This is a genomic window from Actinoplanes sp. TBRC 11911, assembly GCF_012933445.1.
Lineage (GTDB): Bacteria > Actinomycetota > Actinomycetes > Mycobacteriales > Micromonosporaceae > Actinoplanes.
Map to the genome: position 1 here is coordinate 76,763 of NZ_JABBNC010000006.1, position 26,020 is coordinate 102,782.

The window sequence follows — 26,020 nt, forward strand, 5'->3', positions numbered from 1 at the left end:
AGCTTCCATAGAGGGATGAAGGAGATTGTGATGATTCCGCAGCACACCCTCGACGACATCACCGAGGTGAACGCGTCGGGGCTGACCCCGGTCGTGTTCATCCACGGGCTCTGGCTGCTGCCCAACAGCTGGGACCGGTGGGCCGAGGTGTTCCGCGGGGCCGGCTACGCGCCGATCACCCCGGGCTGGCCGGACGACCCGGAGACCGTCGAGGAGGCCAACGCCCACCCCGAGGTGTTCGCCGGCAAGACGGTGGGGCAGGTCGCCGACCACTACGACGAGGTCATCGGGAAGCTGGACAAGCAGCCCGCGGTGGTGGGGCACTCGTTCGGCGGGCTGCTCGCGCAGATCCTGGCCGGGCGGGGCTTAGCGAACGCCACGGTGGCGATCGACGCGGCGCCGTTCCGCGGGGTGCTGCCGTTGCCGATCTCGGCGCTGCGGTCGGCGTCGCCGGTGCTGAGCAACCCGGCGAACCGGCACCGGGCCATCCCGCTGACCTTCGACCAGTTCCGGTACGGTTTCGCGAACGCGGTCACCGAGGAAGAGGCGCACCAGCTGTACGAGGAGTACGCCGTGCCCGCGCCCGGCGCTCCCCTGTTCCAGGCGGCCACCGCGAACCTGAACCCGTGGACCGAGGTGAAGGTGGACACCGAGAACCCGTACCGCGGGCCGCTGCTGGTCGTGTCCGGCGCGCGTGACCACACGGTGCCGCCGGCGGTGTCGCAGGCGACGTTCAAGCTGCAGGAGAAGAACACCGGCGTGACCGAGTTCGCGGACATGCCGAACCGCGGGCACTCACTGACCATCGACTCCGGCTGGCTGGAGGTCTGCAACACGTCGCTGGCGTTCGTGCAGCGCTTCTCGGAACGCTGAAAGCGCTGATGCATGGTGCGTCCACACGGATGCACCATGCATCACCTCAAGCCTGGCGAACGGCCTCCCCGGCCAGCTCGATGCGCACCTTGCGGCCGACCAGGACGCCGCCGCTCTCCAGCATCACGTTCCAGCGCAGGCCGAACTCTTCCCGGTCGACCTCGGCGGTCGCGGTGAAGCCGAACAGGTCGAAGCCGTCCGGGTCGCGGCTGGCACCGCCGTACTCGAACTGCAGGTCGACGGGCCGGCTGACGTTGCGGATCGTAAGCGTGCCGTGCACCACGAACCGGCCCGACGAGCGGGTCACCGCCGGGAGCCCGGCGGCGGACGGGCGGCGGGTCAGCGGATTGTTCCGTAATCGGGCCCACTGCAGGATCTGGTCGGCCTGCTCCTCGAACTCGATGCCGGTGCTGCGGTACTCCATCGTCGGGAAGGTGCCGACGTCGAAGAAGTCCGGACTGGACAGATGCGCGTCGCGGTCCGGGTTGGCGGTGGTGACGCTGTCGGTCCGGATCGTCGCGGTGACCACGGAGCGCAACGGGTCCTCGGCCACCACAATGCGCGCGAAACCCTTGGTGAACTCGCCCCGGAGCTCGGTCACCATCATGTGCTGGGCCACGAAGCCGAATCGCTTGTGCCGGTCGTCGACCACATACACACCGGGGTCGGGAATTGTCAGCCCGTTCCATTCCCTGATCGGCCGGTCGACCACGTCTCGTTCCCCCACCCGTCTGACCTGCGTCGTTCAACGCGCAAGATCGTATCGGACGGGTCTCCGGCGGAATTTACCGGCTCCACCCGCAATCCTTTATGGACGGGAAAAACGGACTATTCATAACGCCATTTGTACGAACCGGAATCACATGTTTACCGGAGCGGCCATCGCGGCGCCGGTGAGTTCGACGGAGCGTACTCGGTCGGCGACCAGCTGAGCGTGATGCGCGATGATCAGTTCGTCCGCCTTGACCGACTCGGCGAACGACGTGAGGTAGTCGCGGACCTCGTCCGGCGTGCCCGCCGCGGTGTAGCGGACCATGCCGGCCAGCTGAGCGCCCTGCGGCGACGCGAGGAACTCGTCGAGCTCGGCGTCGGTGAGGTTCAGCCCCGGGTTCTGCCGGGTGATCATCGAGCGGGTGCGCGCCCGGTACGCCCGGTCGCGCTGCTCCTCGGCCGCCTCGCGGGTCTCCGCCGCCAGCACGTTCACCCCGGCCATCACGTACGGCTCGGCGAGTTGCTCGGACGGGCGGAACAGCTGGCGGTAGATCTCCACCGCCTGGTGCAGCGCGTCCGGGGCGAAGTGCGACGCGAACGCGTACGGGAGACCTAATTGCGCCGCGAGCTGAGCGCCGAACAGTGAGGAACCGAGGATGTAGAGCGGCACGACGGAATCGGCGCGCGGCACCGCCTGGACGCCGGGGATCCGGCTGTGGCCGGTGAGGTAGCCCTGCAGCTCCAGCACGTCCTGCGGGAACGAGTCGGCGGAGGCGTTGTCGCGGCGCAGCGCCAGCATCGTGTTCTGGTCGCTGCCGGGCGCGCGGCCGAGGCCCAGGTCGATACGGTCCGGGTACATCGTCGCCAGCGTGCCGAACTGCTCGGCGATCACCAGCGGTGAGTGGTTCGGCAGCATGATGCCGCCGGCGCCGAGGCGGATCGTCTCGGTGTGCGCGGCGACGTATCCGATCACGACGCTGGTCGCGGACGAGGCGATCGAGGACATGTTGTGGTGCTCCGCGTACCAGACCCGGCGGTACCCGGAGCGTTCCGCGGCGCGCGCGATCTCGACGCTGGCGCGGAAACTCTCCCGCGCGCTCGACCCGGAGGCGATGGGGGCAAGGTCAAGGATCGAGATCGCGGGAGCCATGACCTGAAAGTTACCCGCCGGTCGAAGGGGTCGATGTATGACCCTCTTCACGCCGGTAGACATCGAGCAGGAACCACTCGTCCTCGTGGTGCACCACCCGTGTCAGGCCGTCGAGCCCGGCCAGCGCGGCGTGCACGTTGAAGCCGTCGTAGTTGCCGCCCGCGGTGTCCCGGAAATGCACCGACACGAGGTCGCCGCCCGGTTCCAGACGCTCGGCCAGCCCGTCGAGGAAGGCGGCCAGATCCGTCCCGGACAGGTAGTAGAGCAGGTCCCCGACGACGATCAGGTCGAACGTCTCGTCCGGGAGCTCCTGCGGCACCATCGCGCGGCCGACGCGCACCTGCGGGAACTCGCGGACCGCGGCCCGGGTCTGCTCGACGGCGGAATCGACGCAGTCGACGGCGAGAAGGTCGTCGCAGCGCGGCGCCAGCATCGCGGTGAGCAGCCCGACCGAGCAGCCCGGCTCGTAGCCGCGCCGGTAGTGCGCGCGCGGCAGACTGGCCATGGTCACCGCGTATTTGCGCTGGTCGTGCCACTTCGCGGCGAGGTCCCACGGGTCGTCCTTGGCGTCGTACATGCCGAGGAAATGCTCGTCGGAAACCGTGGCGGCCGGCGGTTGGGCGTCACCCTGCGTACGTGTCACGGGCAAATTGTGCCCCATCGAAGTTCTCTGGTCCTCTTCCGGCACGTTGCGCGTGATCTCTGGCGAAATCGAGAGATCATGGTGATTGTGAGCGGTCGCACCTTCGGCATCCTGTCCCCCTTCGTCGGCGGCGACTACTACGGGGCGATCATCGCGGGGGTGAACGCCGCCGCGGTCGCCGGCGGCGACCGGGTGATGGCGATCCAGACCCTCAACCCCGGGTCGCACAGCGCCGACCGCAGCGGCATTCCGGACTTCCGGCGGCCGGTGGCCTGGGCCCACCTGTCCGGCCTCATCGTGCTGCCCGGCGCGGTCTCCCTCGAGTACGCCCGGGAGGCGCGCAAGACCGGGATGCCGGTGGTGTTCGTGGGTCAGGACGCGACCGACGTCGACTGTGGAACGGTGCTGGCCGACAACCGGTCCGGGGTCCGGGACGCGGTCTCGCACCTGGTCGGGCACGGGCACACCCGGATCGCGTTCGCGGGCCATCTCACCCATTTCGATCTGCGGGAACGCCGCGAGGGCTATCTGGCCGGGCTGCGCGAGCACGGCCTGCCGCCGTTCCTGGAGTTCGAGACCGGCGACAACCACGAGAGCGGCGGCGAGGTGGTCGCGGACGCGCTGATCCGGGCCGGGATGCCGGCGACCGCCATCGTGGTGGGCACCGATCGCAACGCGGTCGGCCTGGTCCGGCGTCTGCAGGCGGCCGGATACGAGGTTCCGCGCGACATCGCCGTGGTCGGGTTCGACGACATCGCCGACGCCGGGTTCATGACGCCGCCGCTGTCCACCGTCCGCCAGCCGGTGGAACGGGCCGGGGCCGAGGCGTACGCGATGGTCAGTGATCAGGCCGAAGGGTTGCGGCTGGTGCCGGCCACGTTCGTCGTGCGGGACTCGTGCGGGTGCCCGCCGACCGGGCTGCCGGTCTCCGAGGCGCTGAACCGGTCGCTGTTCACCCAGGTGCAATATCTTCAGCACACCCTCAACATCCAGTACGAGCTGGGCATCGAGTTGCTGGGCACGCACGAGCACGAGCCGCGCGGGCTGGAGTGGCTCGGGCGTACGCCGGCAATCGGGGGTTGTCTTGCTCTGTGGCCCTCCGCCCCGGCCGGTCCCGATCCGGTGCTGGAGGTGGTCGGCGAGTTCCGGGCCGCCGGGGCGACGCCGGGCGAGATCGGCCGTATGATCCCGGTGAGCGAGTTCCCGCCGACCAGCCTCAACGAGCTCACCGACGGGCCGGCCGGGGACATCGTCTTCGTGGTGCCGATCCGCAACGCCGCCCGCGACTGGGGTGCGCTGGCCGCGGTCGGGCGCATCCAGACGACCACGCCGCCGGGCCGGGAGATGATGAACCAGTCGGGGGCGCTGCTCGCCGCCGCGCTGGACTACGCGGCGATGATGGACGAGCTGCACGACAAGGAGGAGGGCCTGCGCAACGCGGCCCTGCACGATCATCTGACCGGCCTGCCGAACCGGGTGCTGCTCGCCGACCGCCTGGAGCGGGCCGGACGGCGCGCGGCGGGGCGGCCGGGCTACCGGTTCGCGATCCTGCTGCTCGACCTCGACGGGTTCAAGGCGGTCAACGACTCGCTCGGGCACGCGGCCGGCGACCAGCTGCTGGTCCAGGTGGCCGGCCGGCTCACCCAGCTGCTGCGCGAGTCGGACACGGTGGCGCGGCTGGGCGGCGACGAGTTCGTGGTGCTGCTCGACGGGCTCAGTGTGCCGGGCTGGCACCGGATCGTGCGCGACAAGATCACCTCGGCGGTGACCGAGCCGTTCGACATCGACGGCCACCGGGTCTCGGTGGGGCTGAGCATCGGCGTGGCGGTGTCCGACGGGCCGTCCGCCGACCCGGACCACCTGCTGCGGGAGGCGGACGCCGCGATGTACCGGGCCAAACGCCTCGGCGATAGTTGAGTACACGTACTCAACCCCCGGACGGTAACCGCGGCGAGGATGTCCGTCATGGACATTCCCGCTCAATCCAAGGTCACCGCGGCCTATTACGCCCAGGCGGTCGCTTCCTTCGCGATCTCACTCGTCGCGCTGGCGGTCGGCATCTTCTTTCTCCCGGTCGGCGCGTGGATCCGGGCATTTCTGACAATCGGCTTGCTGTACGTGGTCACGTCCGCTTTTACGCTCGCCAAGACCGTGCGGGACGCCCAGGATGTCGGCACCGTCGTGCGGCGGGTGGATCAGGCGCGGATCGACAAGCTCATCAGCGAGCACGACCCGTTCAAGACCCACTGAGACTGCTCGCGGCCTGGTCCTCCGCCCGGTCCTCGTCGGCTCCCGCAGGCGTACCGGGGGAATTGCGGTCTTGATGGCCCGGCCACCAGGCACGGTGACCGATCACCGCGGTCAGGCCCGGAGTGAGGAAGAGCGCCATCAGGAACGCGACGATCACGATGCCGCTGGAGATCGCGAAGCCCAGCTGAGTGAGCAGGCTGTTGCCGGCCAGCATGAGCGAGGCGAAGGTGCCGGCCAGGATCAGTCCGGCGGCGGCGACGGTCGGGCCGGCGTGCCGCACCGCCATCGCCGCGGCGTCGCGTGGGCTGCGGCCCTCTCTCGCCTCCTCGCGTAGCCGGGCGATCATCAGAATGTTGTAGTCGGTGCCGAGCGCCACCACGAACAAGTACATGATCACCGGCAGGATGAAGATCAGGCCGGGCTCGCCCTGGGCGTGCTGGAAGACCAGAACGGTCGCGCCGAGCGTGGCGGTGAAGCCGAGGCCGACCGAGACCATCAGGTACCACGGTGCGACCAGGCTGCGCAGCAGCAACCCCAGGATGATCAGGATCACGGCGCCGGCGACCGGGAAGACCACCAGGTAGTCGTGGTCGACCGCGGCCTGGATGTCGACGAAGACCGCCGAGATGCCACCGACGTACGCGGTCGTGCCGGGCGGCGCGAACGCGTGGGCGGTGTCGCGCAGCGGGCCCTTGACGGTCTGCAGCGCGGCCCGGGACTGCGGGTTGGTCGTGAGCGTCACCTGGAAGTCGGCGACCGTCTTGTCCGAGGAGAGAACCGGGGGCGAGACCTGTCCCACGCCCGGGACCGAGCGCAGCCGGGACTGGTAGTCGGTGAGCTGGCCGGCGTTCAACGGGGTCGAGTTGTCCGACCGGACGAAGACCTCGGACGGCTGGGTCGCCCCGGCGGGCAGACCCTTGAGCAGTTCGGTCTGGAAGACGGTCGACTCGGACGTGCTGGAGGTGGACCCGCCGCCGAGGTCGAAGTTCGGGTGGAAGCCCAGCGCGAAGATCGACAGCACCACGAGGATGAGGGCGGAGGCGCCGGCATACATCACCGGGCGGCGTCCCACGGACCGGCCGATGGCCGCGAACCGGGCCCCGCTCGGCTCGGTCTTCCAGGCCTTGGACGGCCAGAACACCTTGGTGCCGAGCAGCGACACGATCGCCGGGATCAGCGTGAGGCCGGCGATCAGCGTGGTGGCCACCGCGATCGCCAGCGCCGGGCCGAGCGACTTGAACAGGCCCAGGGTCGACAGGCTCAACGCGAGGAACGCGATGATGACCGCGCCGGCCGCCGAGGAGATCGCCTCGCCGACCCGGGCGACCGCGCTGGCCATCGCCGTCTTCGGATCCTCACCGAGACGCAGGCGTTCTCGGTAGCGGAACATCAGGAACAGGATGTAGTCGGTCCCCACGCCGAACAACACGACGATCAGGAAGGCGCTGACCGAGCTGTCCGTCTTGAGGTCGAAGGCGTTGTTCGCCCAGCTGATCAGCCCGGTGGCGACCTGCGACACGAGACCGATCGTGACGATCGGCAGCAGCGCGATGATCGGGCTCCGGAAGATGATCAGCAGGAGCACCACGATCAGGCCCACCGTGGCGACACCGATGATGACGTTGGCCCGGTTGCCGGAGTCCTGCTGGTCGAGCGTCTGCGCGGCGGTGCCGGTGATGCCACCCTTGAGCTGCGTGCCGGCGAGCTGGTGCTGCAGGCTGCTGCGCAAGGCCTTGACCGCGTCGCCGCCCGCCTTGTCGTTCGGGTCGGTCGGCGTCGGCATCTGCACCGCGATGATCTGGATCAGCTTGTTCGCCGAAGCGGGCGCGGTGTCGACGGACGTGACGTCCGGGATGTGCTCGCCGGTCAGCGTCCGGCCGATCGCCGCGACCTGGTCCGAGTTCGCCGCGGTGAGCGGGCCACCGTCGGAGCGTTCGATGACGATGATTGCGGACGGGGTCGCCGCCTGCGGAAATGCAGACTCCTGAATTTGCTGCGCCTGAATCGACTCGTAATGGGTCGGCAGAAAGGACGCCTCATCGGTCGTCGAGGTCAGTTTCGGCGCGAATCCGATGATCGCCACGGCAGCGACCACCCAGATGACGATCACCCAGATCGGGTGCCGGACGACGGCCCGCCCCAGTCCATGAAACACGAGCGAATACCTTCCACGAACAACGAGCGGGTCAGACGAACCGAATGGGTTGATCTTTACTCATTGGGCAGCCATCGGCCAGAGATGAAAAACACGCTGCGGGCGTGACCATTCGCCGTTTCCGAATACGTAAGAAATCAGCAACATTTATGACGCGGGATTGGCTGCTTCCGCCGAGCGCGGGTCGTCCGATCTCGCTTGACGCGCTTTTCGAGTAACGAGTGAGCGCTCCGCCCGGTCAAGGCCGCGTGCAGCGTCACAGGCGGCGTGTAGCGAGTGAGCGCTCCACCCGGTCAAGGCCGCGTGCAGCGTCACAGGCGGCGTGTTGTCCCGCGGCGTCCGCCGACCCGGTCTGGTCAACCGGTATGCGTCGCCGTCTACCCGTGGCCAGCCACGCAGCCCGAGGTCGCCGGCCATCGAACGGATCATCATGGTCGCAGCGTTTGGTCGGCGCAGTGGCTGAGAAACGCCGTATGCCCCGGGCGCCCGTCGCGCATATCCGACATTTCTGGCATTTCTGGTGGCTGGGATGGACCGGCCGGGCCGCTGGACCGCCGGGCTCGGCTAGTGACCTGCGGCGCTTCCACATCGTGAGACACGCGGCCACATAATGAGACTGGCGACCGCATCCTGGACCCGGCGTCCGGGATGCGGGATTAACGTCCATTGTGGAGTAGCTTTTGTCCCGCAATGCGGCCTTCGCACGGCGGGCTTTCCCGGCCAGATGTGAACCTTGGAGAGTTATGGCTCGTATGTGGGCGCAACTCTCCAAGGTTCACGAAAAGCCCACGATGTGGCTGCGATGTCCCACGAAGCGGGAACGCGCGCCCCGCCGCAGAGATCGCCCCGTGACGATGGCGATCTCCGCGGCCGCACCGACCCAGGCGCATCGGCGTCGGCCGCGGCGGCCCAGGCTGCGCATCACGGTCGGCCGCACCGCCCCCGGCTGCGCATCACGGTCGCCCGCACCGCCCCAGACTGCGCATCACGGTCGGCCGCACCGCCCCCGGCTGCGCATCACGGTCGCCCGCACCGCCCCCGGCTGCGCATCACGGTCGGCCGCGGCTGTCCCAGGTTGCCCAGGGCTGCTGCCGGCACCAAACCTGGCGGGCGCACGGGTCGCGGTGCGGCTTGCGTCGAGCGGCGGCGCAGCCTCCTCGACCGACAAATCAGGAATTATCCTTCTAGCCGCCGGGCCGTCTCGCGGTCAGGTGGTGGCGGACTGGACCGGTCAGCCGACCGCGCGGAAGCCCATTCCCAGGCCCACCACGACGACGAGGGCGGCGGTGGCGGTCGGAGCGGTTGCCGAGACTCGGCCGCTGAGCCGGGACACCAGCTTACCCGCCCGGCCTAGGCGCCCGTCCCGGACCGTCAAGCCGGCCAGCCGGCGCTGCGCGACGACCAGCAGGAGGCCGACCGCGGTGAGAGTGCCGGCCATTCCGATCCCGTAGGCCAGGACGAGCAGCACGCCCAGGCCGGCGCGACCGAGTCCGATCGCCCCGAGCAGCACCACGAGCGCGGAGGGGCTGGGCACCAGACCGCCGGCCAGGCCGATCCCAGCAAGCCCGAACCGCCCACCCGCCCGGCCGTGAGCGTCCGCATGACGGTGCGAGTGGCTGTGCGGGGTACGGCCGTGCCGACGATCGAGCCCTTCGTGATCGTGGGAGTCATCGTGTGTGCCAATGCCGTGGGAACGACCACGCGAGCGGTGGCTATGCGAATGGCCGTGCGGGCCATCGCCGTGCGGACCGTCACCAAGCGCGCCGTGGCTGTGGGTGTGGGGCTCTCGGGTGTGCGGCCGGGAGCGGCGGGCGGACGCCAGCATGGCGAGGCCGACGGCCACCACCAAGGCTCCGCTCGCGGCGCTCAGCCACGTCAGCAAGCGCTCGCCGGCGAGGGCTGTTGACGTGCTCAGCAGCAGGCCCACCAGCAGGACGCCGCCGGTGTGGGCGACCGTGACCGTGCCGCCCACCGCGAGCGCGTCGCGGGCGCGGCCCCGGCGGCCGGCGAAGTAGGCGGCCATCACCGTCTTGCCGTGGCCGGGCAACGCGGCGTGGCCCGCTCCGAGCAGCAACGCCAGCACGAACGCCAGGCCCACCACCACCGGTGTCAGGCGCCCGCCGAGCACCGACTCCACCCGGCTCTGGGCGGCGCTCAGCCACGACGGCGTCCCGCTGCCCGTGCGCAGGGCGGCCGCCGGCGCCGCCGAACCGCTGCCGGCTCCCCCGACCGTGATGGTCGCCGACCGCACGTCGGGCGCGGACGTCAGTAAATCACGCGGGTACGACCGTAACTGGCCGCTCACGCTGTCGGCCGGAACGGTGGCGGAGCTCAGGCGTACACCTGATCCGGTTGCGGTTATCTCGCGCCAGCCGACCCGGTCGGAACGATACGCGTTCACAACCCGGACCGTCGCGGTGTCCGACAGCGACGCCGGCGCCGACAGCGAACACGTCAACCGGCTCGTCGAGAGGCCACCGGCGCCCGGCACCACCGCGAACGACGGCTGCGTGACCGTCCACGACAGACGCTCGCCGGAGACCGACAGCGTGAGGCCCGCGGCGAAGCGGGCGCATTCCGCCGACGCGAAAGCCGACAGCTCGGCCGGCGACAGCGCACCGTCGCGAGACGTGTCCACCGACGGCTTCTCCTGCAACGTGGGGATCTCGGCGATGTCGGCGATCGCGAGCACGTCGATGCGGGACGGGGACAGGGTCAGCCCGGCGTACTGGTTGACCGAGAAATTGCCCAGCGGATGTGCCGAGGCCGGAGCGGCGGGGATCATGAGGACACCGATGACGGCTGCCGTCACGAACAAGAGGCGTCTCATCGCGGACCTCCGAGCGCGGCCAGGGCACGGCGAGCCGTCGGCCCGTCGACCGGGGAGAAGTACGGGTTGGTGGTCAGGGCACGGGCGAATTCCGTACGGGCGGCGGCTTTGTCACCGAGCGCGAGCTGAATCATCGCGAGGTGGTACGCGTACCCGGCGGTGTGCCCGCCGGCGGCGATCGCCTGGCGCGCGTATCCGAGGGCTTCGGCATCGCGCCCGGCCGCGTGCAGCGCCCACGCCAGGGTGTCCGCGACGTCGGGATGCTGGCGCCGCTTCCACTCCGCGCGGGCCGCCGTCACCGCCAAGGACGGTGAACCGGTGGCGAGTGCCAATGCCGAGGAGGCCAGCGCGTCCGACCCGCCGTTGGCCGTGAAGAGCTGCTGCGCGGCCGACGCCAGCGCGATCTGCGTGTCCGCCGAGGCGGACAGGCCGGCGAGCGACAGCAGCGAAGCGTATTCGAGCAAGTAGGACGGTCCGGGAAGCCGCGCGGTCAAGGACGCGTAGTCGGCGAGCGCGCCCGGCAGGTCCCCGGACGCCGCCCGCACGCGAGCCCGCCCACGCAACGCCGCCACCGACGACGCGTCCGCCGACAGCGCCGACGCGTACGATGAACGCGCCCCGGTCAGGTCGCCGCGCCCGAACGCCAGGTCACCGAGCTGCACCTGGCAGAACGCGACGTCGTGCGGATCCACCGCGTCGTCCAGCGCCCGCCGCATCAGCGCGCCGGCCTGGTCCAGCTTGCCGCGCAGTTCGAGGTCGTACGACGCGCGCGCATAGGCGGCCAGCCCGGGCCGGATGTCCAGCATTTTCTGTACGGCGGTGGTCGCGCCCGATGCGTCCCCGAGCTGGGTCAGGGCATCGGCCAGCACCCCGTACGCGTCGGCGTCGTAGGAGTCCACGCGCAGCGCCGCGAGGGCCTCCCGCCGCGCCCCGGCGAAGTCGTGCCGGGCGTTGGCCAGCGCGCCCAGCACGACGAGCGCGCCTCCGTTACCGGACCGCAGCGTCAGCGACTTGCGGGCCGCCTGCTCGGCCTGCGGGTACCGGGCCGGGTCGGCGGTGACGCGAGCCTGTTCGAGATAGGCGGCACCCAGCGTGGCCCACCCGCTCCAGTCGCCGGGCAGGTCGCGCAGGTGCTGCTGGGCCCGCGCGACGCGTACGGCGAGCGGGTCCGGGCCGCCGGGCCGGCCGGCCGGAGCGGACGTGCGCTCCGGCCGGACGACGACGCCGGCGATTGCCAGCAGGGCCACCGCGAGGGCGGCGCAGAGGAGTAGCCGGCGCATCGGGATCAGAGCCGCATCGTCTGGTCCGGGTCCTGGTAGCCACCGGCCGGGCGACGCCGGCGACGGCGCAGGAACGCGAACAGTCCGAACGCGAGGACCAGCGCGCCGATCCCGCCGGCCCCGGAGGCGAACGCCACCGGGCTCATGCCGCCCTCGTCATCGGTCGCGGTCGCGGCCGCCGGCGAGGCGTTCAGCATGTCGGGCTCGCCCGCGGTGACCGCGGACGGCTGCGAGGCGGACGACGGTGCCGCGTCGGTGGAGTTGGGCAGCGCCACGTACGGGAAACGGTCCCCGAAACGGTTGTCGTTGGCGTCCACCTTGTCGCCGGTGGCGAGCGCGTCCACCAGCTTCCCGGTCTGCGCCGCCCCTTCGACGGCCTGCACCGAGATGTCCACCACGTCGTCGGTGAGCCGGCGTCCGTTCGGGAAGCCCTGCAGGTCGCCCTGCAGCACGCCGAGCCGTTTCGGATCCGCGGTCACCGGCACCGACAGGTTCAGCCGCAGCATCTCCGAAGGGCGGAACCCGTCGGGGCGTACGTCGGCGTTGTTGAGCTGGGAGTTCACATCGGCCTTGATGGGTCCGCCGGCCTTCGTGGTGATGCCGGTCAGGAAGATCTCGGCGAGGTCGTTGCGGGGTTCCGCGGGTGCCTTGACGCCGTAGATCTTCTCGATCAGCTTGGGCAGTTCGGGGCTGGTGACCCGCTTGACCAGAGCCGGAATCGACGCGTCCTTGACCGGCGGGGTCGCGTTGAACGTGTCCTTCAGCCCGGCCGGCACGACGACCTCGTTGACCAGCGGGTTGCCCAGGCGGGAGACCTGCACCTTGCCGCCGTACGAGTCGCCGCCGGTGATCCGGACCCGGTCGCGTTCGGTGGTGGTCCAGACGCCGATCACCGGGTTGCGCTTGGCGTCCTGCTTGAGCGCGACATCCTTGAACGGGACCTGCAGCGCGATGGTGTTGACGTTGTAGCCCTTCAGGGTGTCCTTGCCGACCTCGCTCAGGTCCCCGCCGTACAGGAGATCGAAGACCCGCAGATCGAGGAAGAACGGGTCGTCGGCCTGGCCCGCGAAGATCTTCCAGCCGCCGGGCAGGGTGCGGGTGGCGTCGGCGCGCAGCTTGCCGTAGTCCGGCATGGACGCCTTGCCGACGCGCGACGGTGCCACCGGGGCGTCCGACACGCGCTCCTTGAACGGTTCGCCGTTAAACGACGACGAGAGCGAGTAGGTCTGCTTGAACAGCAGGTTCTCGTCGTTGAACGAGTCGACCGGACCGTTGTTGTACAGGAACGTGTCGTTGCCGCGCTTGTCGACGTTCTTGAACGACCAGCGGAACTCCGCGTCCGGCTTGGCGTCACCGTCGTTGTCGACCTTGATGTGGTAGGTCGCGTCGGTGGCGAACGGGTAGAAGTTGGGGCCTCCGTCGGGCTCCTCGAACGGCTGCCAGTTCGCGATGAACGTGACGTAGCCGGGCCGCTCGGGACTGACGAAGGCGTACAGGTCGGTGTTGTCGATCGCCGGATCGGCGGCGACAAGGGGGGCCTCGCGGTGGCTGGAAGCCGTCGCGGACCCGGGGCCTAGCAGATAGAGGGAACCGGCGAGCAGAGCGCTCACTCCGGCCGCGGCACCGAGCCGTCGCATCATGGGAATGTCCTTCCGTGCCGGTGCTTTCTTCTCGGCACGGGTTCGCAGCGACGGCCGCGATGGCTTGGTGTCTGTGAGATTGTCGTCGATGACCCATCCGCGCCGGGCCCGGCGGCGAATGACCTACTTGCGGTGCACCACGGCACGTCCGCCGCGGGCCGGGGCGACCGCGATGCCCCGGTTGAACCGCCGCTCCCCCGGAGCCGTCGTCGCCACCACGGCGAAGTCGCGGATCAGCGTGCTGAGCACGACGTTCATCTCCATCGTCGCGAAGGCCGCGCCGATGCACCGGCGCACGCCACCGCCGAACGGGATCCAGCCATACGTGTCCGGCTTGGCGCCGATGAAGCGGTCCGGCTTGAAGGTCAGCGGGTCGGGGAACAGCGCCGGGTCGTCGTGCAGCAGCGCGATGCAGGCCGCCGCGACGGTGCCGCGGGGCAGCACCCAGCGGCCCAGCTCGTACGTCTCGGCCTGGATCTGCCGGGCGGTCATCTCGATCACCGGCCGGACCCGTTGCGTCTCGATGATCGTGGCGTCCAGCAGCTCGGGCTCGTGCGCGTCGAGCCGGGCCATGATCTCCGGGTGCCGGCGCATCCGCTCGACCGCCCAGGCCAGCGTGGTCGCGGTGGTCTCGTGGCCGGCCGCGAGCAGGCCGAGCAGCTGGTCGCGGATCTGCTGGCGGGTCATCCGGTCGCCGTCGTCGTAGCGGGCCTGCACGAGCAGGGCGAGGATGTCGTCGCGCTTCTCCAGCGTCCCGTCCTTCTCCTCGCGCATGGCCTGGTCGATGAGTTTGTCCACTACCACGTCGTACTGGTCACGTAATTTCCGGAAATATCCCCATGGGCCGTACTTTGTCTTCGGGATCGGCGCCACCGCCAGCATCGACGCCACCCGCACCAGCCTGGGCAGCAGCCCGCGTAACGCCTCCTGCTCGGCACCGTCCGCGCCGAACACCGCCCGCAGGATGATGTTCAGCGTGATCCGCATCATCGACGGCATCACCGCGAACTCGCGCCCCTGCGGCCAGGTGCGCATCTCGCGCACCGTCTCTTCCTCCATCAAGCTTTCGTACGCCCGGAGCCGGCGCCCGTGAAACGGCGGGGTGAGCAGTTTGCGCTGCCGGCGGTGCTCGTCCCCGCGGATGGCGAAGAACGACTCGGCGCCCAGGACCGACCCGAGGTTGACATCCGACTTGTCCACGTCGTCGGTGCCGGCCATGAAGAGCTGGCGGACCTCACCCGGGTCGGCGAGCATGACCACCGGCCCGAGGCTGTACGTGCGTACGGTGAACGCCGTCCCGTACTTGTCGCGCAGCTTGTGCATCGTGCCGTTGCGGTTGGCGAGCAACCGGGCCGCCTGCACCACGCGCGGCGACGACGGCCCGCCCGGAAGGGTGATCGTCGTGGTCATCTCTCGCCACCTCCGGTGCGGTCGTTCCTACGTAGCGTCGACGGTAGGCATACGCAGCGCGAAGGCACAAGGCAGACCAGGTACCGACCAGGGACTTCTACTGGGGCGAACACCCCCGTGATCGCGCGAGGATGAGGCGGTTCGTCCGCCTGCAACGGAGGTGTGTATGGCCGCGCGCCTGGAGGGTCAGACCGTCGTTCTCATCGGCGGCAGCGCCGGCATCGGGCTCGCGACGGCCCGCCGGGCCCGCGCCGAAGGGGCCGAGGTCATCCTCACCGGCCGCGACCTGGACCGGCTCAAGCGGGCCGCCGCCGACGTCGACGCGCACCGCACCGCCGTGTTCGACGCGGGCGATCCCCAGCAGCTCACGCAGTTCTTCGACGACCTGCCGGACCCGGTCGACCACGTGCTGGTGACGGCCGGCGGCAACTACTACGCGCGGCTCGCCGACATCGACTTCCGCGAGGCCAGGCGCCTGGTCGACGACCACTTCTTCCTGCCGCTGCACCTGGCCCGCGCCGCCGTCGGCCGGGTCCGGGCGCCGGGCACGCTGCTGTTCATGGGCGGCGTCGGCGATCAGCACCCGTTCCTGTCCGGGGTGCTCTCCGCACCGCTGACCGCGGCGCTGCCGGTGATGGTGAAGAACCTGGCGCTGGAGATCGCGCCGCTGCGGGTCAACGTGATCGCCGCCGGGTTCGTCGACACCGACCTGTCCGAGCGGCTGCTCGGCGACCAGATCGAGGCGCGCCGGGCCGAGCTGCGCGAGACACTTCCGGTCCGCCGGGTGGTCGGGCCGGAGGACGTGGCCGACCTGGCCGTGCACGTGATGACCAATACCGCGCTGACCGGGGCGTCCTTCACCATCGACGGCGGCCAGCGCCTGCTCTGACCCGCTTCTCCCCCATTTTGGAGTACATGAATGCCCTGGCTTCCGGACCTCGCCAACGCCGCCGAGCTGGCGCGGCAGCACAGCCGTCAGGTCGGTTACTCCGACCCCGCGGGCCAATACCTGAGCGCGCTCAACAGCGGCCACGCGCGCGACCTCGAGGACATCTGGTCCGGCGAGGTGGTGGTGCACGACCCGCACGCCGGCGAGGTTCGCGGCCACCGGCACCTGCGCCAGTTCATGAGCGACAGCCGCAAGATGCTCGAGCGGAGGCACGCGCGCGTCGAGCGGGGCGCCACGATCGTCACCCCCGGCCGGGCCGTGCTGGAGCTGACCGTGCATCTGGAGGTCGACGGCCGGATGGTGGACTGGCCGGCCGCGGTCGTGGCCGAGTCCCCGGACGAGGAATCGGTGGTCTTCCGGTCCTATTTCCACCAGGGCACCGTGTACGGCGAGGGGGTGGTCCGGCCGGCGATCCTCGGCGCCGCGCAGGCGCACCCGGGCGACGTGGTCGGCCGATTCCTCGCGGCGCTGGACGCCGCGGACGTGGCGACGGCGGTGGCCTCGTTCGAGCCGGACGGATCGTTCAGCCCGCCGACCGGCACCTACCGGGGCACCGCCGAGCTGCGCGAATACTTCCAGAGCACGCTCGCCGAAGGCGGGATCAGCCTGGAGAACTGCGCGGTGACCGACGACGGGGTGCGGTGTGCCGTCGAATACAACTGCGTGCGCTGGGACGGGCAGGCGGTCAAGCCGCAGGCCGGGATCGGGATCTACGAACGGGGCCCGGACGACCTGCTGGCCACCGTACGGGTCATCGACGACGTTCCCCGCCCTGGGAGGTGATCGCATGCCGCACATGCCCTCGCTCGCCGCAGCGACCGGATGGCTCAACACTTCGCCGCTGGAGACGGCGGAGTTGCGCGGCCGGGTCGTCCTCGTCGACTTCTGGACGTTGACCTGCATTAATTGGCTGCGGACCGAGCCGTACGTGCGGGCGTGGTCGCGGGCGTACCGCGACGACGGCCTGGTGGTGCTCGGCGTGCACACCCCGGAATTCACCTTCGAACGGGACCCGGAACTGATCCGGCGCTCGCTCGTGGACCGCGAAATCGACTATCCGGTCGCGATCGACAGCGGGTACGGGGTGTGGTCGGCGTTCAACAATCACTACTGGCCGGCGCTGTACTTCGTCGACCGCGACGGCGCGATCCGCGACCAGCATTTCGGCGAGGGCCGCTACGAGCGCTCCGAACGCACCATTCAGCAGTTGCTCGGCATCGACCGCGATCCGGTGCCGGTGACCGGTTCCGGCGTCGAGGCCGAGGCGGACTGGTCGCACCTGCGCTCCCCGGAGACCTATCTCGGGTACGCCCGTAGCGAGCGCTTCGCCTCACCGGACGGCTTCGATTTCGACGAACCACGGGCGTACGGGATGGCGAAGGGTCTGGGGTTGAACGAATGGACCCTGGACGGGCGCTGGACCATCGGCGAGGAGGGCGTGGTGCTCGATTCCGCGCCGGGCACCATCGCGTATCGGTTCCACGCCCGCGACGTCCACCTGGTGCTGAACTCGGATTCACCCTCGCCGATCCCGTTCCGGGTCCGCCTGGACGGCGCGGCGCCCGGCGCGTCACACGGGGTCGACGTCGACGCGGAGGGCGCCGGCTCGCTCGATTACGGCCGCATGTATCAACTGATCCGCACCGACGGCCGGGTCCGCGAGCAGACCGTGGAAATCGAGTTTCTGCAGCCGGGGGCTCGCGCCTATGTGTTCACGTTCGGCTAGGCGAGCCGGCGGCGGCCCGCGTAGCCCAGGTCGAGGCGGTGGTACCAGAGCAGCTCGGTCTCGCCCTCGAGCCAGCACAGCAGCACCGGGACGCCGTCTAAATCGGCGGGAAAGTCGACGAGGATCGGCGCGACGCCCTTGAGCTCCGCGCCGGTCTCCTGCACCGTGGTCATCAGCTCGTTGAGCCGCGCCTCGGCCGCCTTGCGCTCGGGCAGCCCGCCGAGATCGCTCGGCATCCCGCCGGGAGTCAGCGCGGCGGTGAGCTCGACCATGTCGGCCCGGACCGCGACCATCTCCTGGAGTACCGGCAACAGGCGCGCGAGTTCCTCGCGCGCCTGGTCCACCGTGAACAACGCCATGTGCGTAAGTTACGCGCCCTTCCGGTAGGCCCTTCGTCAGACCTTGGTGAACAGGATCGACACGTTCTGGCCGCCGAAGCCGAACGAGTTCGAGATCGCTGCGTGCAGGGTGATCTCGCGCGGGCGGCCGGACACCACGTCGAGTTTGACGTCCGGGTCCTGGTTCTCCAGGTTCAGCGTGGGCGGCACCACGTTGTCGCGCAGCGAGAGCATGGTCAGGATGCCCTCGACCGCGCCGGCCGCGCCCACCAGGTGGCCGATCGCGGACTTCGGCGCGGTCAGCACCACGTGGTCGCCCAGCGCCTGCTGGATGGCCGTCGCCTCGCCCGGGTCGCCGACCACCGTCGACGTCGAGTGCGCGTTCACGTGGGCGACGTCGGCCGGGGTGAGCCCGGCGTCGTCCAGCGCCCGCCGGATCGCCCGGACCTGGCCGTTGCCGGTCGGGTCGGGACCGGTGATGTGGTAGGCGTCGGCGGTCACGCCGATGCCCGCGATGCGCCCCAGCACGCGGGCACCGCGCGCGGCCGCGTGCTCCTCGCTCTCGATGATCAGCGCTCCGGCGCCCTCGCCGAGCACGAACCCGTCGCGGGCGGCGTCGAACGGGCGGGACGCGCGCTCCGGCTCGTCGTTGCGCTTGGACAGGGTGCGCGCCTGGGAGAACCCGGCGATGGTCATCGGCAGGATCGGCGTCTCGGCGCCGCCGGCGATCACGATGTCGGCCTCGCCGAGGCGGATCAGCCGCACCGCCTGGGCGATGGCGTCGGCGCCGGACGCGCAGGCGGACGCCGTCGTGTACGACCCGGCGCGGGCGCCGAACTCGATGCTCACCTGCGCGGCCGCGGCGTTCGGCATCAGCATCGGCACGGACAGCGGCGACACCTTGCGGGGGCCGCCGTCCATCAGCACGTGTTCCTGGCCGAGCAGCGTGGTGGCGCCGCCGATGCCGGTGCCGATGACCGCGGCGAGCCGGTCGCGGTCCACCTCCGGCGCGCCCGCGTCCTGCCAGGCCTGCCGGGCCGCGACCAGGGCGGCCTGCGTGCAGCGGTCCATCCGGCGGGCCTGCACCCGCTCCAGGAACGTGGCCGGGTCGGCCGCCATGGGTGCGCCGATGCGGACCGGAAGCTCGTCGTGACCGCCGAGGAACTCGTCGATGCGGCGAACGCCGGAACGTCCCGCTAAGGCCCCCTCCCACAGCGACGCCACGTCGCTGCCGAGCGGGGTCAGCGCCCCCATGCCGGTAATGACCACCCCGTGCGACCTCATGCTTGCTCGTCCCTCCACTCGCTTGCGTGCCCTACTTGTACCGTATACAAATACGGCATGTCCATCGCCGAGCCCGTACGCGAAAAGGGCCGCCGCACCCGAACCCACATCCTGACCAGCGCTATGGCCCTCTTCGCCCGGGACGGCCTGGAAGCGGTGAGTGTGGCGAACATCGCCCGCGACGCCGGGGTCTTCCCGCACCAGATCACGTACTACTTCGGTTCCAAGGATGGCCTGTTCGTGCACGCGGCGCTGGGTTCGCTGATGCGCGAGGCGCTCCGGCTCGAGCCGCTGGGCCTGCGGCAACGCACGCCGGAGATGTTCCGGTCGGCGATCTCCCGGGCGGCGCTGGCGATGCGCTCGGTGCCCGGCGCGGTCCAGGCGATGTCGATCAGCCGGTTCCGGCCCGAGCTGCACCCGGTCGCCGAGAAGCACCTGGAGTTGTTCTTCCGCCGCGCGCAGAGCTACCTGGAGGCGGTGCTGTTGAAGAACGGATGGTCCATCGACCGTACGCCCGGGGTGGAGACCCGGACGTTCTGGAGTGCGGTGCTGGGCGCCCGCCTGATATCCGAGTCCGGATACGGCGGCACGCCCAGCGACATGGATCTGGCAGGGATTTTGACCGTACGCGCTTAGTCGGTCGGAATGGTGTCGGCGTGCAGGCGCAGCCACTCGTCGAAGGTCTGCAACCGGGGGTGGATCCGGCGCACCACGTTGAGGTCGCGCTGGCCGAGGAAGTTGTCGGCGAACTCGTCGTAGTACTGGTGCATGTTGCCGCCCTCGTCGTAGCCCAGCGCCCGGAACGCGTCGGCGGTCAGCGGCCGGTAGACGACGGGCTCGCCGATCGCCCTGGTCAGGCCCTCGGCGATCTGGTTGCCGGTCAGGAACTCGCCGGCGATGCCGACCGTCTGCCCGGCGAACTCGTCGCCGCCCTTGAGGATCTGGTACGCCACGGCGCCGATGTCGTCGGACGCGATGCCGGCCAGCGGCGAGTCGCCCTGCGGCCAGCTCAGCGTCAGCACGCCGTCCTCGTCACGGTTCGCCCGCCAGTTGCCGGCGAGGTTCTCCCAGTAGAAGGTGGTCCGCAGGAACGTGGTCGGCACACCGGAGGCGCGGAACAGCTCGTCGGCCTCGGCCTTGACGTCGAAGTGCGGCACCTTGAAGCGGCCCTGCAGCGTCGGCATCCGATCGTCCTTGACCAGGTCGCGGGTGTCCTCGAAGGTCGACCAGACCACATGCTTCAACCCCGCCCGGCGGGCCGCGTTGGCGAGGTTGGTGGCCTCCTGAAACTCCTTGTCGGCCGACAGGTGCTCCCAGAAGTTCGTGACGATGAACGCGCCGTGGGCACCCTGGAACGCCCGGACCAGGCTCTCCTCGTCGAAGTTGTTCGCCTCGATCACCTCGGCGCCCTGCTTGACTAATTGCTGCGCCCGCTCGGTGGTCGCGTCGCGGGTCAGCGCCCGCACCGCGTAGCCGCCGTACGGATCCGCGAGAATCGCCCTGGCGAGCCCGCCGCCCTGCTTACCGGTGGCGCCGACGACCGCGATGATCTTCTTCTCACTCATGACGTGCTCCTCGTCTTGGTTTCACCGATACGCTAAGTCGTCCCTTTCAAATTTGTACGATGTCGGCAATCACAGCGGGTATTGTCTATATAAGCGTCTTGGCTGCTCAGAGCGTCTTGATCTTCGCGGATGTATGCGCAGCGTCACTTGTGTGCGCAATGTTTGACGGGGTTGCAACCGGTACCCGGGTACGGGCTTACCGCGGGTTCATGGCTTTCGTGGTTCCGGATGCGTGCACGTTGCCGACGGCGGAGCGGCCGTTGCGGCTGGCGGAGTTCGACTCGCTTTTCGCGTCTACGGACCTGCGGCAGCACGCCCTCGCCAAGATCGCCAAGATCGCCAAGATCGACCGGAAGATCGCCGACCTCACCGCGATGCGCGGCACGCTCACCCAGCTCGTCGAGGCGCGCTGCGAGAGTCTCACCCACTGCACCTGCCCCGACTGCCCGATCCCCTTCTCGACAATCGGGACATAACGGCCGGGTGCGGCGACGTGGGGGGTGGTCGTCGGCGACGCGATGTGCCGCGCGCGGGGCAATTCCGGCTGAAGCGCTCGAGCCCGGCTCAGGCCAGGCTCATCGCCCTCGCCACCCGGTTCAGGCCAGGCTCATCGCCGTCGGCGCCCGGCTCAGGCCAGCCTCATCGCCGTCGGCGCCCGGCTCATCGGCGGAACAGCTCCACGATGTGGGACAAGCGTCCGATGTACGGGATCGGCGACCACATCGTGGCAGCGAGTCCACAATGTGGGATCAGTGTCCACTATGGATACTCTTTCCTCCCGTCTTGTGGCTTTTGTTCGACCGATTTTGCCGTCCTGACGGAGACCTTGGAGAGTTGTGGCTCGTATGTGGGCGCAAGTCTCCAAGGTCTCCATAATGTCCAGAGCCGGCCGACAGCGAGGCTGGGCGGACGGGCAGAATGCGGTTGTGTCTGATCTTGCGCAGCCGTTGAGGTATCGACTTATCACGGGTCCGGACGACGCCGAGTTCTGTGCTCGTGTCAGTAGCCTGCTGGAGCAGGGCTACCGCCTGCACGGGTCGCCCGCACTGACCTTCGACGGGCAGCGGGTCGTCGCCGCTCAAGCCCTGGTCCTGCCGGAGCCGGAGAGTGCGCCGCCGGCAAGATGAGCCATGGGGCGCACCGAATCGATCCGGTTACGCCAGACCGTCGCGCCTTCGGGCGTCCGGCCCACCGCACCGGCCCACTTCGTCCGGTCGTGTCGCGGCGCCGCCGGGGTGATCAGCGCGCGGCCCGCATCAGCGCGGCGCCCCGGCCCGCCCGGATCGGCGCGGCGAGGATCGGCGCAGCCCAGAACGGCGCAGCCCAGAACGGCGCAGCCCAGAACGGCGCTGCTCGGTGCCCGCGTCCCGGAAAGAGGGCGGCGCACGTCCATGGTCGATCGCTGGCGGCTGATCGTGGTAGAGAATGCCATGAGCTTCGGGAAGCCGGGCGCGCAGCGCGCTCTCATCGCCGCCGTTCAGGTGCTCGGTCTGGCCGTGTGGTTCTCCGCGTCCGCGGTGGTTCCGGCGTTGCGTGCGTCGTGGCACATCAGCGAGACGGCGTCGGTGTGGCTGACCGCGTCGGTGCAGCTGGGGTTCGTGGCCGGCGCGATCACCTCGACCGCGCTGAACCTCGCCGACCGGGTGCGCGCGCATCTGCTGATGGCGGTCTGCGCGCTGCTCGCGGCGGCCTGCACCGGTGTCTTCGCGCTCGCCGTCGACGGGCTGGCGAGTGCGATCCCGCTGCGGTTCCTCACCGGTGTGTTCCTCGCCGGCGTGTACCCGGTGGGCATGAAGCTTACCGGCTCGTGGGCGCCGCCGGCGCGGCGTGGCCTGGCGTTCGGCGTGATGATCGGCGCGCTCACCCTCGGGTCCGCGCTGCCGCACCTGATCAGCGGCCTGGGTGACCTGCCGTGGCGGGGCGTGATGAGCGCGGCGGCCGGGTGCGCGGTGCTGGGCGCGCTGGTGGCGGTGACGCTGGTCCGGGAGGGTCCGCAGTTCGCGCAGGGGACACCGCCGAAGCCGCACCCACGGTACGCGCTGGCCATGTTCGGGCAGCGTGGTCCCCGGCTGGTGAACGTCGCCTACTTCGGCCACATGTGGGAGCTGTACGCGCTCTGGACCTGGCTGCCGAGTTACCTGATCGCGGGGCACGCCGGCGCGCACGTCGACCTGCTCTCGTTCATCGCGATCGGCCTCGCCGGGGTGGCCGGATGCCTGGCCGGCGGGTGGGCGGCGGACCGTTTCGGCCGGCCCCGGGCGGCGGTCACCGCGCTCGTGGTCAGCGGCGCGTGCTGCGTGGTGTCGCCGTTGTTCTTCACCGCCCCGATGAATGTTGTCGTGCTGCTCGCCGTCGTCTGGGGCGCGGCGGTGATCGCGGACTCCGGCGTCTTCTCCACGTCGCTGAGCGAGGTCGCCGACAAGCGCTACGTCGGGACGGCATTGACCGCGCAGACCGCGATCGGGTTCGCCCTGACCGTCGTCACCATCCAGCTTGTGCCCGTGCTGGCCGACGCGGTCGGCTGGCGCTGGGCGTTCTGGCTGCTGGTCCCCGGCCCGGTGGTGGGCGCGCTGGCGATGGGCGCGTTCGGCCGCGAACGCGCCCGGCTGGCCGTCGCCAACGCCTGAAAGCGCACGGCCGACGGTCGCCAACGCCTGGAAGGGCGAGGCCGGCGGTCGCCAACGCCTGAGCGGGCCCGGTTAGCGGTCGTGCGCGTCCGGCGGGGCCATCACCCGCAGCGCGTTCGCGGCGAGGCCGATCCGCAGCGGCGTGTGGCCGGCCGGCTCGCCGTCCACCTCGACGCGCGCCGGCCGGTCGGTCTCCAGCCACAGCTCCCCCACCGCGAGGAACGGCTCCTCGCGCAAGGTGCGGCGCGGGCCGGTCGCCGCGTTGCGGGCCGTCTCGCGCAGCAGCGTGCGGCGTGACGGGCCGCCGACCGGGTACGCGATCAGCAGCCGGTCGTCCGCGTCGGCGTCGCCGGTGATCGGGCGTCCCGCGTGGAAGCCGCCGTTCGCCACGTACACCTGGTGGCTCACGAACACGTGCTGCCGCTCGCCGGTGCGGACCGTCACGCGCAGCGGCCGGTGCCCGCCGAGCAGTCCGAGCGCGGTCAGCGGATAAGCGTACCGGCCCAGCACCCGCTTCAGCGGCGGCGGCGCCTTGCGCATCACCTCCGCGGACAGGCCGATCCCGACGTGGTTCGTGAACGCCACGTCGCCGGCCAGCCCGAGGTCCAGATCGATCACCTTGCCGCCGGCGAGCGTCGCGACCGCCGCGTCCAGGTCGAGCGGAATCCCGGCCGTACGCGCGAAATTGTTGGTGGTGCCCAGCGGCAGCAAGCCCATCGCGACGTCCCGGTGGGCCAGCAGCCGCGCCGCCGTGCTGATGGTGCCATCGCCGCCGCCCGCGATCAACAGATCAGGACCCTTGTCGATGGCCGCCGCCAGGACTCTCTCCAACTCTTCGGGCTTTTCCACGCCGTACGCGGAAAGCAGCTCGAAACCCGCGGCAGTGACCTTGGCGCGGGTTTGTTCGTAGAGCACCCGGCCTCGGCGCGAATGGGCGTTGACCACGAGGATCGCGCGGCGGTCCCGGCGGATGGCGTCGGTGAGCTGCTGCTTGGTCCGCATCCGCGACATTGTCGCAGTTTCACCCGGCCTGCAGCATCGACCTTCCGCTTTCCACCACGTACGCCGCGGAGGTCGTGACCGGCGTGCGGCGGACATCGATCGTCTCGACCGTACGCACGTCGGTGTGCCACGCCGACTTCGTGACTGTGCAGCGCAGGTAGCCGCGGCGCGACCCGTCGAAGTAGCGGACGTGCGGGTTGAGCGTCGGGTTGAGCGCCTTCAGCGGCGCGTCGAACGCGATCGGGAAGTCCGAGCTGACCGAGGTGGCGGTGAACTCGACAGCGACCGGCGCCAGGTCCGGGCGGTCGAAGTCGGTGCGCAGCTCGCTGAACCAGGTGGAGTGGATGTCGCCGGCCAGCACGACCGGGTTGGCCACGCGCGCGTTCTGCAGATGGGTGAGCAGCCGGGTGCGCTGCGGTGCGTAGCCGTCCCACTGGTCGAGGTTCGCGACGATCGGCGGAACCGGGTTGCCGGTCGGGTTCGGGAACTTGATCCGGCTCATCATGACCTGCTGCGCGATGACGTTCCAGCGGGCCGGCGAGTGGTCGAGGCCGGCGCGCAGCCAGCGCTCCTGGTCCTCGCCGGTGAGGGTGCCGGCGGTGTTCGCGGTGCCGGCTTCCGCGAGGCCGAAGTCGCCGGGGAAGCCGCCCGGCTGGTCGGTACGGTACTGGCGGGTGTCGAGCACGTTGAGGCGCAGCAGCCGTCCGAAGTCGAACCGCCGGAAGATCCGCAGGTCGGCCGAGCCGGGGCGCAGGTCGGCCCGGATCGGCATGTGCTCGTAGTAGGCCTGGTACGCGGCGGCGCGCTGCTTTTTGAAGGCGGCGACTGTCTGGTTCCGGGCGCCGGTGTCGTCGATCTCGTCGACCAGCCCGGCGTAGTTGTTCTCGGTCTCGTGGTCGTCCCAGGTGACGATCCACGGGACCATCGCGTGGGCCTTCTGCAGCGCCGGGTCACCCTTGTACTGGGCGTGCCGGGCGCGGTAGTCGTCGAGCGTGACGAGCTGGTCGAGCCCCGGGGTCTGCGGCGTGGTGTGGTTGCGGTCGGCGAAGCGGCTGCTCGGGTCGTACTCGTAGATGTAGTCGCCGAGGTGCAGCACCACGTCGAGGTCTTCGTCGGCGAGCCCCCAGTAGGCGGGCCAGTAGCCGTTCTGGAAGTCCTGGCAGTTCACGATGCCGAACCGCAGGCGGCTGCCCGGCGCGGTCCTGGTCCGGCCGACCGGGCTGATCTCGCCGAGCGCCCGGAAGCGGTAGAAGTATTCGCATCCCTCGTCGAGGCCGCGCGCGTCGACGTGCACGGAGTGGGCGAGCTCTCGTCTCGCCGTCGTGCGGCCGTGCTTCTCGATGTGCCGGAAGCGCTCGTCGCGGGCGACCTGCCACTCCACCTCGACCCGGCTGTTCAGGTGCCGGCCCATCAGGCGGGTCCACAGGATGACGGCGTGGGGCAGCGGGTCGCCGCTCGCGACACCGAGCGGGAAGACGTTGGTGTCGCTCCGCGTGGCCGGGAGCGCGGCGGCTCCGCTGGCTAAGGCGGCGGTGGCGAGGACTTGGCGTCGAGTTGGCACGGCGGACTCCCCCGGTGTTTGGTCCT

Annotated in this window: 23 protein-coding genes; 10 read left to right on the forward strand and 13 right to left on the reverse strand. The window is 70.2% G+C overall.

Annotated features, from left to right (window positions below; genetic code table 11):
• The first annotated feature begins 15 nt into the window (after positions 1-15).
• Positions 16-873 (forward strand): carboxylesterase, encoded by an 858-nt coding sequence (locus tag HH310_RS11215; protein ID WP_211192028.1) that lies wholly within the window; start codon positions 16-18, stop codon positions 871-873.
• A 46-nt stretch (positions 874-919) separates the two neighbouring features.
• Here HH310_RS11215 and HH310_RS11220 read toward each other — a convergent pair whose 3' ends face one another.
• The 3 genes from HH310_RS11220 to HH310_RS11230 all read right to left on the reverse strand — a co-directional run bounded on the left by HH310_RS11220 (position 920) and on the right by HH310_RS11230 (position 3,377).
• Entirely contained in the window at positions 920-1,600 is a 681-nt protein-coding gene (locus HH310_RS11220) for a YceI family protein (protein ID WP_312033970.1), read from the reverse strand.
• A 132-nt stretch (positions 1,601-1,732) separates the two neighbouring features.
• A complete protein-coding gene (locus HH310_RS11225; protein ID WP_169175419.1) occupies positions 1,733-2,734 on the reverse strand; it encodes an LLM class flavin-dependent oxidoreductase in 1,002 nt (333 codons plus the stop codon).
• Positions 2,735-2,744: 10 nt separating this feature from the next.
• Complete coding sequence (locus tag HH310_RS11230) at positions 2,745-3,377, reverse strand: SAM-dependent methyltransferase (RefSeq protein WP_169175420.1); 633 nt, start codon at positions 3,375-3,377, stop codon at positions 2,745-2,747.
• A gap of 87 nt (positions 3,378-3,464) precedes the next feature.
• Between HH310_RS11230 and HH310_RS11235 the strand changes: the two genes are divergently transcribed.
• Complete coding sequence (locus tag HH310_RS11235; protein ID WP_169175421.1) at positions 3,465-5,294, forward strand: GGDEF domain-containing protein; 1,830 nt, start codon at positions 3,465-3,467, stop codon at positions 5,292-5,294.
• Positions 5,295-5,333: 39 nt separating this feature from the next.
• On the forward strand, positions 5,334-5,627 hold the full coding sequence (locus HH310_RS11240) for a YiaA/YiaB family inner membrane protein (RefSeq protein ID WP_248293913.1): 294 nt from the start codon (positions 5,334-5,336) through the stop codon (positions 5,625-5,627).
• On the opposite strand, the gene HH310_RS11245 is transcribed toward HH310_RS11240, so the two are convergent.
• The 5 genes from HH310_RS11245 to HH310_RS11265 form a co-directional block, all read right to left on the reverse strand.
• The gene (locus HH310_RS11245) at positions 5,614-7,782 is read right to left on the reverse strand and encodes an MMPL family transporter (RefSeq protein WP_169175422.1); all 2,169 of its coding nucleotides are present in this window, start codon (positions 7,780-7,782) and stop codon (positions 5,614-5,616) included. The two genes, HH310_RS11240 and HH310_RS11245, sit on opposite strands and share 14 nt — an antisense overlap.
• Before the next feature lie 1,231 nt (positions 7,783-9,013).
• Complete coding sequence (locus tag HH310_RS11250) at positions 9,014-10,612, reverse strand: High-affinity nickel-transporter (protein WP_169175423.1); 1,599 nt, start codon at positions 10,610-10,612, stop codon at positions 9,014-9,016.
• Positions 10,609-11,892 (reverse strand): tetratricopeptide repeat protein, encoded by a 1,284-nt coding sequence (locus HH310_RS11255; protein WP_169175424.1) that lies wholly within the window; start codon positions 11,890-11,892, stop codon positions 10,609-10,611. The genes HH310_RS11250 and HH310_RS11255 overlap by 4 nt, the downstream gene beginning before the upstream one ends.
• 5 nt (positions 11,893-11,897) lie before the next feature.
• Positions 11,898-13,532, reverse strand: coding sequence for a DUF4331 domain-containing protein (locus HH310_RS11260; RefSeq protein WP_248293914.1), 1,635 nt, complete (start codon positions 13,530-13,532; stop codon positions 11,898-11,900).
• Between the two features lie 123 nt (positions 13,533-13,655).
• Entirely contained in the window at positions 13,656-14,942 is a 1,287-nt protein-coding gene (locus HH310_RS11265; RefSeq protein WP_169175425.1) for a cytochrome P450, read from the reverse strand.
• Between the two features lie 166 nt (positions 14,943-15,108).
• On the opposite strand from HH310_RS11265, the gene HH310_RS11270 reads away from it, so the two are divergent.
• Genes HH310_RS11270 through HH310_RS11280 form a run of 3 tightly spaced genes read left to right on the forward strand, consistent with a single transcriptional unit; the run spans position 15,109 to position 17,617 of the window.
• Positions 15,109-15,831, forward strand: a complete 723-nt coding sequence (locus HH310_RS11270) for an SDR family oxidoreductase (RefSeq protein ID WP_169175426.1) — start codon at positions 15,109-15,111, stop codon at positions 15,829-15,831.
• Between the two features lie 30 nt (positions 15,832-15,861).
• Positions 15,862-16,674 (forward strand): nuclear transport factor 2 family protein, encoded by an 813-nt coding sequence (locus HH310_RS11275; RefSeq protein WP_169175427.1) that lies wholly within the window; start codon positions 15,862-15,864, stop codon positions 16,672-16,674.
• Between the two features lie 4 nt (positions 16,675-16,678).
• Entirely contained in the window at positions 16,679-17,617 is a 939-nt protein-coding gene (locus HH310_RS11280) for a thioredoxin (protein WP_169175428.1), read from the forward strand.
• Here HH310_RS11280 and HH310_RS11285 read toward each other — a convergent pair.
• Together HH310_RS11285 and fabF are read right to left on the reverse strand one after the other, a co-directional pair.
• Positions 17,614-17,976 carry a DUF2203 domain-containing protein gene (locus tag HH310_RS11285; RefSeq protein WP_169175429.1) on the reverse strand — a complete coding sequence of 121 codons (363 nt, stop codon included), beginning with the start codon at positions 17,974-17,976 and terminating at the stop codon, positions 17,614-17,616. The genes HH310_RS11280 and HH310_RS11285 overlap by 4 nt on opposite strands.
• A gap of 36 nt (positions 17,977-18,012) precedes the next feature.
• Entirely contained in the window at positions 18,013-19,239 is a 1,227-nt protein-coding gene (gene fabF, locus HH310_RS11290) for a beta-ketoacyl-ACP synthase II (protein ID WP_169175430.1), read from the reverse strand.
• 57 nt (positions 19,240-19,296) lie between these two features.
• Here fabF and HH310_RS11295 point away from each other — a divergent pair, with 57 nt between their 5' ends.
• The gene (locus HH310_RS11295; RefSeq protein WP_169175431.1) at positions 19,297-19,875 is read left to right on the forward strand and encodes a TetR/AcrR family transcriptional regulator C-terminal domain-containing protein; all 579 of its coding nucleotides are present in this window, start codon (positions 19,297-19,299) and stop codon (positions 19,873-19,875) included.
• On the opposite strand, the gene HH310_RS11300 is transcribed toward HH310_RS11295, so the two are convergent.
• A complete protein-coding gene (locus tag HH310_RS11300) occupies positions 19,872-20,804 on the reverse strand; it encodes an NmrA/HSCARG family protein (RefSeq protein WP_169175432.1) in 933 nt (310 codons plus the stop codon). The genes HH310_RS11295 and HH310_RS11300 overlap by 4 nt on opposite strands.
• 209 nt (positions 20,805-21,013) lie before the next feature.
• Here HH310_RS11300 and HH310_RS11305 point away from each other — a divergent pair, with 209 nt between their 5' ends.
• The 3 genes from HH310_RS11305 (at position 21,014) to HH310_RS11315 (ending at position 23,431) form a co-directional block, all read left to right on the forward strand.
• A complete protein-coding gene (locus HH310_RS11305; RefSeq protein ID WP_169175360.1) occupies positions 21,014-21,280 on the forward strand; it encodes a hypothetical protein in 267 nt (88 codons plus the stop codon).
• A gap of 450 nt (positions 21,281-21,730) precedes the next feature.
• On the forward strand, positions 21,731-21,931 hold the full coding sequence (locus tag HH310_RS11310; protein ID WP_312033971.1) for a DUF1737 domain-containing protein: 201 nt from the start codon (positions 21,731-21,733) through the stop codon (positions 21,929-21,931).
• 303 nt (positions 21,932-22,234) lie between these two features.
• Positions 22,235-23,431 (forward strand): MFS transporter, encoded by a 1,197-nt coding sequence (locus tag HH310_RS11315; protein ID WP_169175434.1) that lies wholly within the window; start codon positions 22,235-22,237, stop codon positions 23,429-23,431.
• A gap of 72 nt (positions 23,432-23,503) precedes the next feature.
• Here the strand turns inward: HH310_RS11315 and HH310_RS11320 are convergent, their stop codons facing one another.
• Both HH310_RS11320 and HH310_RS11325 read right to left on the reverse strand, forming a co-directional pair.
• Positions 23,504-24,433 (reverse strand): diacylglycerol kinase family protein, encoded by a 930-nt coding sequence (locus HH310_RS11320; RefSeq protein WP_169175435.1) that lies wholly within the window; start codon positions 24,431-24,433, stop codon positions 23,504-23,506.
• A 19-nt stretch (positions 24,434-24,452) separates the two neighbouring features.
• Positions 24,453-25,994 carry an alkaline phosphatase gene (locus HH310_RS11325; protein WP_169175436.1) on the reverse strand — a complete coding sequence of 514 codons (1,542 nt, stop codon included), beginning with the start codon at positions 25,992-25,994 and terminating at the stop codon, positions 24,453-24,455.
• Positions 25,995-26,020: the final 26 nt, after the last annotated feature.

Coding starts and splice junctions, on each gene's coding strand:
- HH310_RS11215 (WP_211192028.1), top strand. CDS start 16: ATGAAGGAGATTGTGATGATTCCGCAGCACACCCTCGACGACATCACC.
- HH310_RS11225 (WP_169175419.1), bottom strand. CDS start 2,734: ATGGCTCCCGCGATCTCGATCCTTGACCTTGCCCCCATCGCCTCCGGG.
- HH310_RS11240 (WP_248293913.1), top strand. CDS start 5,334: ATGTCCGTCATGGACATTCCCGCTCAATCCAAGGTCACCGCGGCCTAT.
- HH310_RS11250 (WP_169175423.1), bottom strand. CDS start 10,612: ATGAGACGCCTCTTGTTCGTGACGGCAGCCGTCATCGGTGTCCTCATG.
- HH310_RS11255 (WP_169175424.1), bottom strand. CDS start 11,892: ATGCGCCGGCTACTCCTCTGCGCCGCCCTCGCGGTGGCCCTGCTGGCA.
- HH310_RS11260 (WP_248293914.1), bottom strand. CDS start 13,532: ATGATGCGACGGCTCGGTGCCGCGGCCGGAGTGAGCGCTCTGCTCGCC.
- HH310_RS11265 (WP_169175425.1), bottom strand. CDS start 14,942: ATGACCACGACGATCACCCTTCCGGGCGGGCCGTCGTCGCCGCGCGTG.
- HH310_RS11270 (WP_169175426.1), top strand. CDS start 15,109: ATGGCCGCGCGCCTGGAGGGTCAGACCGTCGTTCTCATCGGCGGCAGC.
- HH310_RS11275 (WP_169175427.1), top strand. CDS start 15,862: ATGCCCTGGCTTCCGGACCTCGCCAACGCCGCCGAGCTGGCGCGGCAG.
- HH310_RS11280 (WP_169175428.1), top strand. CDS start 16,679: ATGCCGCACATGCCCTCGCTCGCCGCAGCGACCGGATGGCTCAACACT.
- HH310_RS11285 (WP_169175429.1), bottom strand. CDS start 17,976: ATGGCGTTGTTCACGGTGGACCAGGCGCGCGAGGAACTCGCGCGCCTG.
- fabF (WP_169175430.1), bottom strand. CDS start 19,239: ATGAGGTCGCACGGGGTGGTCATTACCGGCATGGGGGCGCTGACCCCG.
- HH310_RS11295 (WP_169175431.1), top strand. CDS start 19,297: ATGTCCATCGCCGAGCCCGTACGCGAAAAGGGCCGCCGCACCCGAACC.
- HH310_RS11300 (WP_169175432.1), bottom strand. CDS start 20,804: ATGAGTGAGAAGAAGATCATCGCGGTCGTCGGCGCCACCGGTAAGCAG.
- HH310_RS11305 (WP_169175360.1), top strand. CDS start 21,014: ATGGCTTTCGTGGTTCCGGATGCGTGCACGTTGCCGACGGCGGAGCGG.
- HH310_RS11315 (WP_169175434.1), top strand. CDS start 22,235: ATGAGCTTCGGGAAGCCGGGCGCGCAGCGCGCTCTCATCGCCGCCGTT.
- HH310_RS11320 (WP_169175435.1), bottom strand. CDS start 24,433: ATGCGGACCAAGCAGCAGCTCACCGACGCCATCCGCCGGGACCGCCGC.